At 72.5% G+C, this 13602-nt stretch carries 11 protein-coding genes; 6 read left to right on the forward strand and 5 right to left on the reverse strand.

Features of this window, described 5'->3' with window-relative positions; translation table 11 throughout:
- Positions 1-12: 12 nt before the first annotated feature.
- Positions 13-858 carry a 2OG-Fe(II) oxygenase gene (locus ASD90_RS13545; RefSeq protein ID WP_056757286.1) on the reverse strand — a complete coding sequence of 282 codons (846 nt, stop codon included), beginning with the start codon at positions 856-858 and terminating at the stop codon, positions 13-15.
- A gap of 106 nt (positions 859-964) precedes the next feature.
- On the opposite strand from ASD90_RS13545, the gene ASD90_RS13550 reads away from it, so the two are divergent.
- From ASD90_RS13550 to ASD90_RS13560, 3 genes are read left to right on the forward strand one after another with little or no spacing between them, the layout of a single operon-like run.
- The gene (locus tag ASD90_RS13550) at positions 965-2425 is read left to right on the forward strand and encodes a bifunctional glycosyltransferase/class I SAM-dependent methyltransferase (RefSeq protein ID WP_056757290.1); all 1461 of its coding nucleotides are present in this window, start codon (positions 965-967) and stop codon (positions 2423-2425) included.
- Positions 2422-4452 carry a hypothetical protein gene (locus ASD90_RS13555; protein WP_056757293.1) on the forward strand — a complete coding sequence of 677 codons (2031 nt, stop codon included), beginning with the start codon at positions 2422-2424 and terminating at the stop codon, positions 4450-4452. Before ASD90_RS13550 ends, ASD90_RS13555 begins: the two co-directional genes overlap by 4 nt.
- A complete protein-coding gene (locus tag ASD90_RS13560; protein ID WP_056757296.1) occupies positions 4449-5570 on the forward strand; it encodes a glycosyltransferase family 4 protein in 1122 nt (373 codons plus the stop codon). Before ASD90_RS13555 ends, ASD90_RS13560 begins: the two co-directional genes overlap by 4 nt.
- Here ASD90_RS13560 and ASD90_RS23575 read toward each other — a convergent pair.
- Together ASD90_RS23575 and ASD90_RS13565 are read right to left on the reverse strand one after the other, a co-directional pair.
- On the reverse strand, positions 5551-5691 hold the full coding sequence (locus ASD90_RS23575; protein ID WP_157610851.1) for a hypothetical protein: 141 nt from the start codon (positions 5689-5691) through the stop codon (positions 5551-5553). The two genes, ASD90_RS13560 and ASD90_RS23575, sit on opposite strands and share 20 nt — an antisense overlap.
- Positions 5692-5693: 2 nt before the next feature.
- The gene (locus tag ASD90_RS13565) at positions 5694-7475 is read right to left on the reverse strand and encodes a hypothetical protein (RefSeq protein WP_056757299.1); all 1782 of its coding nucleotides are present in this window, start codon (positions 7473-7475) and stop codon (positions 5694-5696) included.
- 102 nt (positions 7476-7577) lie between these two features.
- On the opposite strand from ASD90_RS13565, the gene ASD90_RS13570 reads away from it, so the two are divergent.
- Together ASD90_RS13570 and ASD90_RS23580 are read left to right on the forward strand one after the other, a co-directional pair.
- Entirely contained in the window at positions 7578-8330 is a 753-nt protein-coding gene (locus ASD90_RS13570; protein WP_082588719.1) for a class I SAM-dependent methyltransferase, read from the forward strand.
- 27 nt (positions 8331-8357) lie between these two features.
- Positions 8358-9650 (forward strand): lipopolysaccharide biosynthesis protein, encoded by a 1293-nt coding sequence (locus ASD90_RS23580; protein WP_056757302.1) that lies wholly within the window; start codon positions 8358-8360, stop codon positions 9648-9650.
- Between the two features lie 50 nt (positions 9651-9700).
- Here the strand turns inward: ASD90_RS23580 and polA are convergent, their stop codons facing one another.
- Positions 9701-12376, reverse strand: a complete 2676-nt coding sequence (polA, locus tag ASD90_RS13580; protein WP_056757306.1) for a DNA polymerase I — start codon at positions 12374-12376, stop codon at positions 9701-9703.
- A 95-nt stretch (positions 12377-12471) separates the two neighbouring features.
- On the opposite strand from polA, the gene ASD90_RS13585 reads away from it, so the two are divergent.
- A complete protein-coding gene (locus ASD90_RS13585) occupies positions 12472-12909 on the forward strand; it encodes a PaaI family thioesterase (protein ID WP_056757309.1) in 438 nt (145 codons plus the stop codon).
- Positions 12910-12935: 26 nt separating this feature from the next.
- Here the strand turns inward: ASD90_RS13585 and ASD90_RS13590 are convergent, their stop codons facing one another.
- Positions 12936-13523, reverse strand: coding sequence for a GNAT family N-acetyltransferase (locus ASD90_RS13590; protein WP_056757311.1), 588 nt, complete (start codon positions 13521-13523; stop codon positions 12936-12938).
- Positions 13524-13602: the final 79 nt, after the last annotated feature.

The following is a 13602-nucleotide window of genomic DNA, read 5'->3' on the forward strand; positions in this document are numbered from 1 at the left end:
CCGACCCGCCGATCAACCCTTGCGGCGGAGGCGGTCGACGCGGGCCAGCCAGCGCTGCGCGGTCTCGTCGGTGACGCCGAGCCGGCGCTTGGCGCGGTCGAAGAGGTCGACGGCCTTCTTGTCGGCCCAGATCGCGACCTTCCTGACCCCGTCGTCGGGACGCGCCCGGTAGTTCGTCGCCCGACGGACGGTCTGCTCCTCCTGCGTGAAGTAGTAGAGCGCCATCGAGCGGCGCGCCACGTCCTCGGGACACAGCAGCGGGTCCGGGTGACCATGGAAGCTGTCGTGGGAGGTCGTGAAGACGAACATGCGGTTGCCCTTGGGGGTGACCCTGCCCTGGACGGCCGTCATGTCGTGGTCCCACAGCTCGAGCTGTCCGCCCCACTCCTCCTGCCACTCCTCGTTGAGGTAGAGCAGGATGTTGACCCGGCGGGCCCAGTTCTCGTGCGTGTGGTGCGTGGAGAAGTCCGCGTGGATGTTGAGGTGGCCACCGCGCAGCGTCTGGTGCAGGCCACCGCCGTCCATCGACCAGTCGGGGATCAGCCCCTCGATGCCGGTGAGGCGCTCGAGGTAGTCGACGAACTCCGGTGACACGAACTCCTTGGCGACGGCCGTCAGGGTCGAGCCCCACGTGTCGGGCAGCGTGTTGGAGTACTTCGTCTCGTTGACGTGGAGGTAGCCCTTCCAGAAGGGGTCGCGGATTCCCGGGAACTCCTGCACCGCGGCGGCGAACGCCTCGGGCGTCAGCACGTCGTCGAGGACGATGTGCGGGTAGGGAGGTGCGGCGGCGTACCGGGCCGACGTCTCGTCGAGATCCGCCGTGAGCGACCCGACGTCGATGAGGGACAGCGCTGTCATGCGCGGAACTATCGCACAATATTTCCCGCGAGTAACTTGCAGTCGCTAGACTCCGCGAAGTTTCGTCGTCGGCTGCCCCCTCGGGCACCGTCCCGGGAGGTCAACGGTGCTCACCCCAGCTCACGCACGCACGTCCAGCACGCCCAAGCGCGTCGGTGTCCTCGTCGTCGCCTACAACGCGGCGACGACCCTGGCGCGGGTGCTCGACCGGCTGCCCGAGTCGTTCATCTCCGGGGTGGACCACATCCTCATCGGCGACGACGCCAGCGTCGACGACACGCACGCGGTGGCGACGGCGTACCAGAGCGGTTCCTTGCTCCCCCTCACCGTGGTGCGCCATCCGGAGAACCTCGGCTACGGCGGCAACCAGAAGGCGGGCTACCGCTGGGCGATCTCGCACGGCCTCGACGTCGTCGTGCTGCTGCACGGGGACGGGCAGTACGCCCCCGAGGTCATCGAGGACCTCGTCGAGCCGCTGCTCGCCGGGGATGCCGACGCGGTGTTCGGCTCCCGGATGATGCGCCGGGGCGCCGCCCGCGCCGGTGGCATGCCGGCCTACAAGTACGTCGGCAACCGCATCCTCTCGACGATGCAGAACGCCCTCACCGGTCTCGAGCTGACCGAGTGGCACAGCGGCTACCGCGCCTACCGGGTCGACGCGCTCGCCGACCTCGACCTCGGCTCGTACTCCGACGACTTCGACTTCGACACGGAGATCATCCTGGGGCTGCATGCCGCGGGGAAGCGCATCGTCGAGGTCCCGATCCCCACGTACTACGGTGACGAGATCTGCTACGTCAACGGGATGAAGTACGCGCGCGACGTCACCAAGGACGTCGTCCGCTTCCGCGCGGCCCAGATGGGCTTCGGCAGCGGCTCGACCGGGCTGGACGAGACCGCGTACGAGCTCAAGCCCTCACCGCACTCGTCCCACGGTCGCCTCCTCGGCTGGCTCGGCCGCCGCTCCCCGGCCCGCGTCCTGGACGTCGGGTGCTCCGACGGCCAGTTCGGCGCGCTCGTGCGCGAGCAGGGACACCACGTCGTCGGTGTCGACATCGTCAAGCACGACGGCGTGGCCGACCGCCTCGACGACTTCGTCGAGGCCGACCTCGAGCAGGGGCTGCCCGACACCGGCGAACCCTACGACGTCGTCATCGCCGCCGACGTGCTCGAGCACGTCACCGACCCGGCACACCTGCTGAACGACATGACGGCCGCGCTGGCGCCCGGCGGCCGGATCCTCGTCTCGGTGCCCAACTTCGGGCACTGGTACCCCCGTGGCCGCGTCGCGGTCGGGCGGTTCGACTACGACCAGCGTGGGCCCCTGGACCAGGGGCACGTCCGCTTCTTCACCCGCCGCAGCTTCGAACGGCTCGTCACCGCCAACGGGCTGCGTGTCGTGGCACGCGACACCGTCGGCTCACCCGTCGACGTCCTGGCACGGGGCCGGGAGGACACCACGGTCGGCGCCGTCGCCCAGGGTGTCGCCGCAACCGACCGCGCGGCCACGCGCGTGTGGCCGACCTTGTTCGGCTACCAGTTCCTCTACGTCCTGGAGCGGGTTTGACCTCAGCGCTACGACAGCGGCGCGCGCAGGTCGCCACCGCCGTCGGGCTCGTCGTCGGGGGCCTGGCGTTCTACCTCACGCTGTTCGACTTCCGGCTCGACCCGACGCGTACGGCCGTCAGCCTCGGCTACGCGTCGAACTTCTTCGACCTCCAGGCCCAGGCGTTCCTCGACGGTCGGGTCGACGTACCCCGGGGCAGCCTGGGCATCGAGGGCTTCGTCATCGACGACCGCACCTACATGTACTTCCCGCCGTTCCCGGCCCTGCTCCGCGTGCCGGTGCTGCTGCTGACCAAGGCGTTCACCGGCCGGCTCAGCCTCGTCTCGATGGGCCTGGCCTGGGTGGTGCTCGCCGTGATGACGGTGCTGCTGCTGTGGCTCGTGCACCGGTGCCTGCGGGGCACGCGTCCGGTGACGGTCCTCGAAGCGGTGGCCGCCGCCGTGTTCCTGGCAGCGGCGACCGGCGGCACGGTGCTCACGTTCGACGCGGCGCTCCCGTGGGTCTACCACGAGGTCTACCTCTGGGCGGTGGCTCTCGTCGTCGGCTCCCTCTACTGGATCGTGCGCACGGTCCTCGAGCCGACGCGGACCCACGTGCTGTGGCTCGGCGGCTTCGCCCTCGCGAGCGCCCTGACCCGCACCACCGGTGGCTGGGCCGTGTGCATCGTGGTCCTCGGCATCGGCGCCTGGCTCGCGCTCGGGCGCTACGGGCCCGAGCGCCGTCCGGCCTGGCGCATCGTCGCCCTCGCCGGAGCGGTGCCGCTCGCGGTCGCGGTCGCGTACAACCAGCTGAAGTTCGACCACCCCTACCTCTTCCCGCTGCAGGACCAGGTGTGGACCTCGGTCAACGAGCACCGGCGCGACGCCCTCGCGGCCAACGGCGGGACCATCACGGGACCGCAGTTCTTCCTGACCTCGCTCGTCAACTACTTCCGGCCCGACGGGGTGCGGTTCGTCGACTACTTCCCGTGGGTCACGCTGCCCGGCGAGCCGGCGCGGGCCTACGGCGGCGCGTACCTCGACCAGTTCTACCGGACGGGCAGCGTCACGGCCTTCATGCCGCTCCTGCTGCTGCTCACGCTCGCCTCGTTCCCCGTGCTGTTGCGCCGCACGGAGAGCATCGAGCGGCGGGCGCTGCGCCCGGCTGTGCTCGCCGGGCTGCTCGTCACCGGTGGCGTCATGGCCTACGGCTATGTCGCGTACCGCTACACGAGCGAGTTCGTCCCCGTCCTCGTCATGGCCGGCGCCGTGGGCCTGTGGGGCCTGACGGGGCTGCTCGAACGGCTCCCCCGGGTCGTGCGCGCCACGGCGCTCACCGCGACCGCGGTCCTGGCCTGCTTCGGCATCGCCGCCAACATGCTCACCGGGGTGGCGACCGCGGCGACGACGCACCGCGGCGAGGACCTGCGCGAGTTCGTGGCCACCCAGGCCACGGTCAGCGGCGGACCCGGCTCCGCCCTCAGCCGGCGGGTCACGCAGTCGGACGACCTGCCCGCGCGGGGCGCCACCGACGAGCTCCACGTCCTCGGCGACTGCGACGCGCTCTACCTCAACACCGGCGACGCGTACGAGCCGTGGGTGGTCGTCGAGGCGCGCCCCCAGGTCGTCGAGGTGCGGGTCGGCGAGCGGCTGCGTCACGGTCGCGTGCTGCTCTTCACCGTCCACGGCACCGTCGACCGGCACGTCTACCTCGAGACGCAGGACGACAACTACGCCCGTGTCGTCATCACGACGAAGGACGGCAACTACGCCGGGGGATGGTTCGCCGTCTACCGCGACTCGACCTTCCGCGTGGGCATCGGCGTCGCGACCGACCTGGGGTTCGCCGAGGTCACGTCGACCCCGGGCGGCTTCGTCGGATACGTCCCCTACATCGAGTGGGACGCGAGCTGGGACGCCCGACCGGGGAGCATCTCCCCGTCGTTCTACGGCACCCGCACGTTCGAGAAGCTCGGCGTGACCATGAGCCGCCAGCAGGGCCTGCCCCTCGACCTCTGCCACCGCCTGCTGGCCGACGCCCGCTCGTGAAGGTCACCTTCCTCACCTGGCGGGACCCGGGACACCCGGACGGGGGCGGCTCCGAGGTCTACGTCGAGGAGATCGCTCGGCGGCTCGCGGCCCGCGGCCACGAGGTCACCGTGCGCAGTGCGGCGTATGCCGGGGCCCCGGCTCGCGAGACCGTCGCGGGCGTCGCGCACCGCCGGTCCGGCGGGCGGCTCACCGTGTACGTCCGTGGGCTCGCCCACCTGCTGACGCGCGAGGGGCGCGACCGCGACGTCGTCGTCGACGTCATCAACGGCCTGCCCTTCGCGTCACCGCTGCTGCGCCGCCACGGCGTGCTCGCGCTCGTGCACCACCTGCACCGAGAGCAGTGGGCGATCATCTACCCGGACTGGCGAGGACGCCTGGGCTGGTTCGTCGAGTCGCGCGTGACGCCACTGCTCTACCGCGCCGTCCCGGTCGTGACGGTGTCGGAGCACTCGGCGGCGGACCTCGCACGGATCGGCGTCGAACGCGCGCGCGTCACCGTGGTCCGCAACGGGCTGGACCACGGTCGCCGGCCCCCGACCGCCCCGAGGTCGACCTCGCCACGCCTCGTGGTCCTCGCGCGGCTCGTCCCCCACAAGCAGATCGAGCACGCCCTCTGGGTGCTGGCGCAGCTGCGCGCGGAGGTGCCCGGGCTACGGCTCGATGTCCTCGGCGACGGGTGGTGGCGCAGTCACCTCGTCGACGAGGCGAGCCGACTGGGCGTGACCGACTGCGTCACGTTCCACGGACACGTCGACGACCCGACTCGCGACGAGCTGCTCGCGACCGCCTGGGTGATGCTGCTGCCCTCGGTCAAGGAGGGGTGGGGCATCGCCGTCACGGAGGCCGCGGCCCAGGGGACGCCGACCATCGGCTACCGCCAGAGCGGGGGCCTGTGCGAGTCCGTCGTCGACGGCGTGACGGGCCTGCTCGTCTCGGACCGCTCGGAGCTCCTCGCCGCGACGCGCCGGCTGCTCGCCGACGACGTGCTGCGGACGCGGCTGTCGGTGGAGGGCACCCGCCGCGCGCGGCTGCTCGACTGGGACGACAGCGCCGAGCGCTTCGAGGAAGCGCTCGGCGAGGTCGGCGTGGACCGCGTCAGCGGTCGCCGTAGGTGATGATCTCCTGGCTTGCGGGGTTGGTCTCGGGCGGCGCCGTCTGCGACGACACGAGACCGAACAGTCCGACACCGGCAAGCACGGCACCGGCCACGATGGGGCCGACAACCTTCGTGAGCATCCTCAACTCCCTCTCTGGGTCCGGGGCAGCATACCAGCGGGTAGCCCCCGCCGACGGATGAACCGGTCGCGCGTCACGAGGACCATTGCGACCAGCACGAGCGCGGCCACGAGCGCATCCGTCCCGACCACTGTCGCGATCCGCAACATCCCCGGATCCGGCTGCGGCGCAACGGGATCCGCGGACTCGTAGAGCTCCAGGTGCGTTCCGCGAAAGCGCTCCACGTAGCCGGCGGGAAGGGCGGGCCGCGTCGCGGCGTCGGCCTGGACGAGGAGCCAGCGCATGCCGAGCCGGCGCAGGTCGGCGGCAGCCGCCGGCGTGCCTCCGGGCTGCCCGGCACGGGCCAGGGCTGCCCCGACGGTGGCGGACCGGACGCTCTCCCCGCCCAGGGTCAGCGGCCCGACGGAGAGCCGGTCGGACATGACGACGTCGACGTCGAACCAGCGCGACGCAGGGTCGTAGACGGCGGAGGCGGCGCCCCACGGGTAGAGGCGGTAGGGGGCCCACGGCAGCGATGCCATCGACCCGTCGGACCCGTCGACGACGTCAGCCACCCGTGCGAAGTCGACGGGGTAGTCGACCGGGCGCACGGTGGGCCAGACGACCCGCGTGGCGTCGGGGAGAACGGCCAGCGGCAGCAGCAGCGCAGCTGTGCCCACCGTGGCGAGGAGCCCCGGGGACCGCGTACGAGCCGCCCTGAGTGCCCGGTCGGTGACCGCGCCGAAAGAGAGGACGGCGAGGACGACCGCGGGCAGGAGCCACTTCTGCCCGTCGCGCAGCAGGCCCGCCCCCGGGACGCTCTCGACGAGCAGGCGCACGCCGGCAGATCCGCCCGGCACAGCGGCGACCACAGCGAGCCCGAGGCCGACCGCCGCGGCGACAGCGAGACGGGGCGCCGCCTCCGGGAGCAGCCGGCGCAGGCGCGGCCACCCGAAGGCGACCACGCCGACGACGAGGACGGTCCCGACGTGGCCGAGCACGCCGCCACGGCTGGGTGGCACCGAGCCCGAGTCCCAGATCCCGCCGAGCCCGAGCAGGCTCCACAGCGCGCCACCGGGGCGCTCGGCCCGGGCCGCGAACGCCTCCACGGCGTTCGGGTCGCCCACGGAACCACTGGCGCCCAGCAGGGCCGGGACGAGCCACGGCAGCTGCACGATCACGGCGACCGCGACGGCGAGCCGACGCGTCCCACGCGTCCAGGCCAGGACGGCCGCGAGCCCGCCCGCCACGACCGCCCCGGTAGGCGTGATCGAGGCCAGGGCCGCTCCGACGAGCAGCCCGGCAGCGGCACGGGTCCGGGCGCCCCTCCCCTGCTCCGAGACGCGGCGGAGGCGGACCGCGGCAGCGACGACGACGAAGCACGCGGCATACGCGGCGAGCAGGGCCCACTGCCCCAGCGCGAGCCGCTCGACGACGAAGGGGTTCCACAGCGCGAAGCCGGCCGCGGCCGCTCGCGATGCGGGATGGGCGTCCCGCAGGAGCCGGTGGGCGGCGCACCCGGCGAGGACGAGGATCCCGACCAGCGCGACCCGGGCGAGGAGCGCCCCGCCCACGACGAGGTCGGCCGCGGCGACGAGGGCATCGAGGGGGACGGCGCGGGCGGGCGAGTCGCCGAGGCCGAGCCATGCGAGGCGGAACGGCTGGTGCGGGGTGAAGACGAGGTCCCGCGCGAGCGGGTGACCGGCCTCGGTGAGCAGCGGCCAGAGGAGCAGCACCGTGAGGGCGGCGACCCACAGGTCGAGAGCGGCCGGCACGAGCCGACCAGCCCGGGGTCGCGGGTCCATGCGCCTCCCTCCGTCGACCGGGCCGCGCCGCCTCACCACGATGCCGGTGTCGTGCCCCTCTACGCTGGGCCGACCCACCCTAGAACACCCCGGAGGCACCTCGTGAGCGAGTCGATCGGCGGCGACGCGCCCACGGCTGCCGCAGACCCCGGCGGCGACGGGTTCGACGAGGCCTTCGCCCTCGCCGACCCGATCGGCGGCTGGCTGACCCGCGACCAGGCTCGCGCCCTCTGGGACGCCGCGGCCGACCTGCCACCCGGTGCGCACGTCGTCGAGATCGGCTCGCACCAGGGGCGCAGCACGGTCGTCCTCGCCCGCGCCCTCGCCCGGTCGGGTGGCCGGCTCACCGCCGTCGACGCCTTCGTGGACGGCCCCCGCTACGGCGGCACGGCCACCCGCGACGTCCTCGCGGCCCACCTCGAGCAGGCCGGCGTGACCGCGGTCGTCGACGTCGTGGCAGCCCGCAGCCAGGACGTCCGGTCCCGGTGGTCCGAGCCCATCGACCTGCTCTGGGTCGACGGCAAGCACGACTACTGGACGTGCAGCGACGACCTCCGCTGGAGCGAGCACCTTCCACCGCACGGCCGGTGCCTCGTGCACGACGCCTTCTCGAGCATCGGCGTGACGACGAGCCTGCTCGTCCACGTCCTTCCGTCGCGGCGCCTGCGCCTCACAGGCCGGGTGGGGTCCCTGGCGCTGCTCGAGGTCGCCTCCCCCAGCGGCGCCGACCGTCGCCGTCTCGTCGCACAGCTGCCGTGGTGGCTGCGCAACGTCGGCCTCAAGGTGCTGCTCCGTCTGCGACTGGGCGCCGTCGCGCGTCGACTCGGTCACGTCGGGCCGTTCGACCCGTACTGACGGGTAGGTAGGGGCTATCCTCGGCCCGTGACCGACCGCTCGCGACGCCGCGACGCCCTCCGTGGGGGCCTCGTCATCGCTGTCGCCACCGGGCTGATGAACGCGGCGACCTACGGCTTCACCCTCATCGGGGCCCGCCGTCTCGGGCCCACCGGGTACGGCGCGTTCGCGGCGATGCTCGGCCTCGTCATCGTCGTGAACGTCGTCTCGCTCGGCCTGCAGGCGACCGGCGCCCGTCGCGTCGCGGCGGCTCCGGGCGACCGTGGCGTCATCGAGGCGCGGGTCATGGCGGTCTCGGTGCGCTGTGGGATCGCGCTCGCCGTCGTGTGCCTCGCGGCCTCCCCGCTCGTCGCCCGGGTGCTCTCCCTCGACTCGTGGCTGACGGCGGCGCTGCTCGCGGTGCCGGCGTTCTGCTTCTCCGTCATGGGCGGCCAGGCCGGCATCCTGCAGGGTGAGGGGCGCTGGCTGCCGCTCGCCGCCGTGTTCGTCTCGCTCGGCGTGGCCCGCATCGTGATCGGCAGCGTCGCGATCTCGGTCTCGGCGACCCCCTTCTCGGCGACGCTCGGCGGCATCGCCGTCGCCGCGGTCGTCCCTCTGGCGGTCGGCGCCGTCGCGCTCCGCCGGACGGCGGTCGCCGGCACGCCGACCACGCCGGCCACGCCGGCCACGGGCCGCACGCACTCCCGCGTGCTGCGCGAGGTCGTCCTCAGCGCGCACGCCCTCTTCGCCTTCTTCGCCCTGTCGACGGTCGACGTCGTCGTCGCCCGCGTCGTCCTCGACGAGCACGAGGCCGGGTTGTATGCCGCCGGGCTGATCCTCTCCAAGGCTGTGCTCTTCCTCCCCCAGTTCGTCATCGTCATCGCGTTCCCGGCGATGGCCCGGCACGGAGCCGACCACCGGCTGCACCTGTGGGGGCTCGGCGTCGTCCTCGCAGTGGGCGGCGTCGTGTCCCTGGTCGCGGCCGCGCTGCCCGGGGTCGCCGTGGTCTTCGTCGGTGGGCGCGCCTATGCCGAGGTCGCCGGCTCGCTGTGGGCGTTCGCCGCCGTCGGCACGGTGCTCGCCGCCGTCCAGCTGCTCGTCTACAGCGCGCTGGCCCGACGACACCAACGGTCGATCGGGCTGCTCTGGGTCGCGCTCGTCGCCATCTCGGCGGGGTCGCTCCTCGTGCACACCGGGACCGGCCTGCTCACCCTCGTGTGCGTGGTCGACCTCGCGCTGCTCACCGCCCTCGTCGTCATCACCCGGCGTGACGACGTGACCCAGCGCGACCGTTTCGACGGGCTCGATACGCGGGCCGCGGAGCCCGTCGCCCAGCTCTGACGGGACGGCGGCCGCGTCAGAGCCCGCCCCGGGCCGTCAGGTGCGAGGGGTCAGTGGGCCGCGTCGTGCCAGGAGTGACCGACGCCGACGTTGACGTCGAGGGGCACGTCGAGCTCAGCGGCGTGGCCCATCTCGTGGCGGACGAGCTTCTCGACGTCGTCGCGCTCACCGGCGGCGATCTCGAGGACGAGCTCGTCGTGGACCTGGAGCAGCACGCGTGACCTGGCGCCCGAGTCGGTGAGCGCACGATCGACGCCGATCATGGCCACCTTCATGATGTCTGCCGCCGAGCCCTGGATCGGGGCGTTGAGGGCCATCCGCTCGGCCATCTCGCGGCGCTGGCGGTTGTCGGACGTCAGGTCGGGCAGGTAGCGCCGGCGGCCGAACATCGTCGCGGTGTAGCCGGTTCCGCGCGCCTCGGCGACGATCTCCTTGAGGTAGTCGCTGACGCCGCCGAACCGCTCGAAGTAGCCGTCCATCAGGCCCCGGGCCTCCTCCGTGCTGATGGTCAGCTGCTTGGAGAGTCCGAAGGCCGACAGGCCGTAGGCGAGGCCGTAGGACATCGCCTTGACCTTGGAGCGCATGGCCGAGGTGACCTCGTCGGGCTCGACGCCGAAGACCTTCGAACCGACGAAGCTGTGGAGGTCCTCACCGGTGCGGAACGCCTCGATGAGCCCCTCGTCGCCGGACAGGTGCGCCATGACGCGCATCTCGATCTGGGAGTAGTCGGCCGACATGAGAGCGTCGTAGCCGTCACCGACGACGAAGAGCTCACGGATGCGGCGCCCCTCCTCGGTGCGGATCGGGACGTTCTGGAGGTTGGGCTCGGTCGAGCTGAGCCGCCCCGTGGCGGCGATGGTCTGCAGGTAGGTCGTGTGGATGCGGCCGTCGTCGGCCACCGACTTCTGCAGCCCCTCGACCGTGACCCGCAGACGCGCGGCATCGCGGTGACGCAGCAGCGCCTCGAGGAACGGGTGCTCGGTCTTGGTGTAGAGGTCGGACAGGGCGTCGGCGTCGGTCGTCCAGCCGGTCTTGGTCTTCTTGGTCTTGGGCAGGCCCAGCTGACCGAAGAGCACCTCCTGCAGCTGCTTCGTCGAGCCGAGGTTGACGTCGCGCCGGTCGATGGCGTCCCACGCGTCCTCCTGGGCCTGGCCGACCTTGGCGGCGAAGTCGCCCTCGAGGGAATCCAGCCCGGGCACGTCGACGGCGATGCCGGTGCGCTCCATCCGGGCGAGCACGCCGACGAGCGGGAGCTCGACCTCCGCGAGCAGCTGCTCGCCCCCGGTGGCGGCGACCTGCTCGTCGAGCACGTCGGCGAGGTCGCGCACGGCGGTGGCCCGCACCATCTCCTTCTGGGCCGCGACCTCGTCGGCGTCGCCACCGAAGTCGAGCATGCCCTGGCCGTCGGTCGGCGCGGCACCGCTCAGCTCTCGGTGCAGGTTGCGCAGCACGAGGTCGTCGAGGTGGTAGGTGCGCTGGTCGGGCTTGACGAGGTAGGCCGCGAGCTGGGTGTCGCTGGTCAGCCCGGCGAGCGTCCAGCCCCGGGCGCCGAGCGCCTCGATCGGGCCCTTGGCGTCGTGCATGGCCTTGGGGCGTGCGGGGTCCTCGAGCCAGGCACCGAGCGCGGACTCCCCCTCGGGCGTCAGGGTCTCCAGGTCGATCCACGCGGCGCTGCCGTCGGGAGCGGCCACGGCGACACCGCTCGCGTCGCCGGTGCCCCGGGCCCAGGTGCCGGCGACGGACAGTCCGGCGCGCTGGTCGGACGCGAGGTGCTCGGCCACCCAGGCCGGCACGGCCTCGGGCGCGACGAGCTCTCCGTCGACGTCGAAGCCCTCCTCGGCCTCGGGCGCGGCGGCCTCGACGGTGGCGAAGAGACGGTCGCGCAGGACGCGGAACTCGAGCCCGTCGAAGACCGTGTGCACCTCCTCACGGGCCCACTGGGTGCGCTGGAGGTCCTCGACCTCGATGCCGACGGGGCTGTCCTTGACGAGCTGGTTGAGCCGGCGGTTGCGCAGCACCTGGTCGAGGTGGTCGCGCAGCGACTGGCCGGCCTTGCCCGGGATCTTGTCGATGCTCGCGACGATGCCGTCGAGGTCGCCGTACTGGGTGATCCACTTCGCCGCGGTCTTGGGGCCGACGCCGGGCACGCCCGGGAGGTTGTCGGACGACTCGCCCACCATGGCCGCGAGGTCGCTGTAGCGGGTCGGCGGGACGCCGTACTTCTCCTCGACCTGCGTCGGTCCCATCCGCGAGACCTCGGACACACCGCGGACCGGGTAGAGGATCGTCACCCGGTCGGAGACGAGCTGGAAGGTGTCGCGGTCGCCGGAGCAGATGAGGACGTCGATGTCCTTGGCCTCGGCCTGGGTCGCGAACGTCGCGATGATGTCGTCGGCCTCGTAGCCGTCGAGCTCGACGTACCTGATGCGCAGGGCGTCGAGGATCTCCTTGACGAGCGGGATCTGGCCCTGGAACTCGTCGGGAGTGCGCGCCCGGCCCGCCTTGTACTCGGCGTACTCCTCGGTGCGGAACGACTGGCGCGCCTTGTCGAAGGCCACGACGACGTGCGTCGGCTCCTCGTCGCGCAGCATGTTGATGAGCATCGAGGTGAAGCCGTAGACGGCGTTGGTGTGCTGCCCCGTGCTGGTCGAGAAGTTCTCGGCCGGGAGCGCGAAGAACGCACGGTAGGCCAGCGAGTGTCCGTCGAGGAGGAGAAGTCGGCTCACACGGCAACCCTAGTGGCGGCCACCGACGACGTGAGCCGGGGCACCGGCGGCCACCGGGCCACCGGCAGCGCGGGAGGGCGGCATACGATCCCGGCATGACTGACTCTTCGACGCAGGCGGCAGGCGGGACCCTCGACGACATGCGGTCGATGGCCGAGGGGACCCTCATCGAGCGGATGGACATCGAGGTCACCGAGGTCTCTCCCGAGCGCCTCGTCGCGACGATGCCTGTCGCCGGCAACACCCAGCCGTACGGCCTGCTCCACGGCGGGGCCAGCGTCGTGCTCGCCGAGACCCTCGGCTCCATCGGCGCCCAGATCCACGCCGGTCCGGGACGCGTGGCCGTCGGGCTCGACATCAACGCGACGCACCACCGCGCCGCGCGATCGGGCGTCGTGACCGGCACGGCGACGCTGCTCAGCGCCGGGCGGACGCTCGTCAGCTACGACGTCGTCGTCACCGACGAGGACGGCAGGCGCGTCTGCACGTCACGGATCACCTGCCTGCTGCGCGACGCGGCCCCGGGGGCCTGACGTCGGGTCGACCGCCTCGAGAGGACTCAGCCCGCGATCTTGGGGTCGTGGCGCGGCGCCCGGGCGGCGCGCAGGTCGCGACGGCGCTGGAGCAGGTCGAGCGAGACCCTTTGGGGCCGCGGCTCCCCCGCCAGCTTGCGCTGCAGCGTCGCGGCCGATGCGACACGACGCACCGTCTCGGGGGCGAAGCCGAGGCGGGCGAAGAAGCGGTTGGCCTCTCGGTCCCCTGCCGGCACCGAGCTCGCGAGGTGCTCGCAGCCCTGGCGGTCCGCGTAGCGCCCCGCCGCCGTGAGCAGCGAGCGACCGACGCCCTGGCGGCGGAAGTCGGGGTGGACGAAGAGCATGTCGATCGACACGCACGGTGAGTCGACGAGCAGGCTGCGGGTCGAGTCGGCGAGGACGACATAACCGGCGGGGCTTCCGTCGGTGAACGCGATGAAGGCGCAGATGTTGTTGCGCTGCAAGGCATTTCGCAGGGTGCCGTCGAGCGCCAGCCGCTGAGCCGCCTCCGGGGTGGTGCCACCCTCGATCCGGTGCGTGATCCACAGCTCGATGAACTGCGAGTGCAGGCCCTCGTCGACCCGCCGCACCGAGACCATTGCTCGACCCATCATCCCTCCCGTTCCTGCCCCGAGGTCACCCGGCAGACACTACGACCAACAGGGCCGCGGCGGAAGAGGAACACCCCGGAGC

Source organism: Terrabacter sp. Root181 (genome assembly GCF_001428505.1).
Taxonomy (GTDB): Bacteria; Actinomycetota; Actinomycetes; order Actinomycetales; family Dermatophilaceae; genus Terrabacter.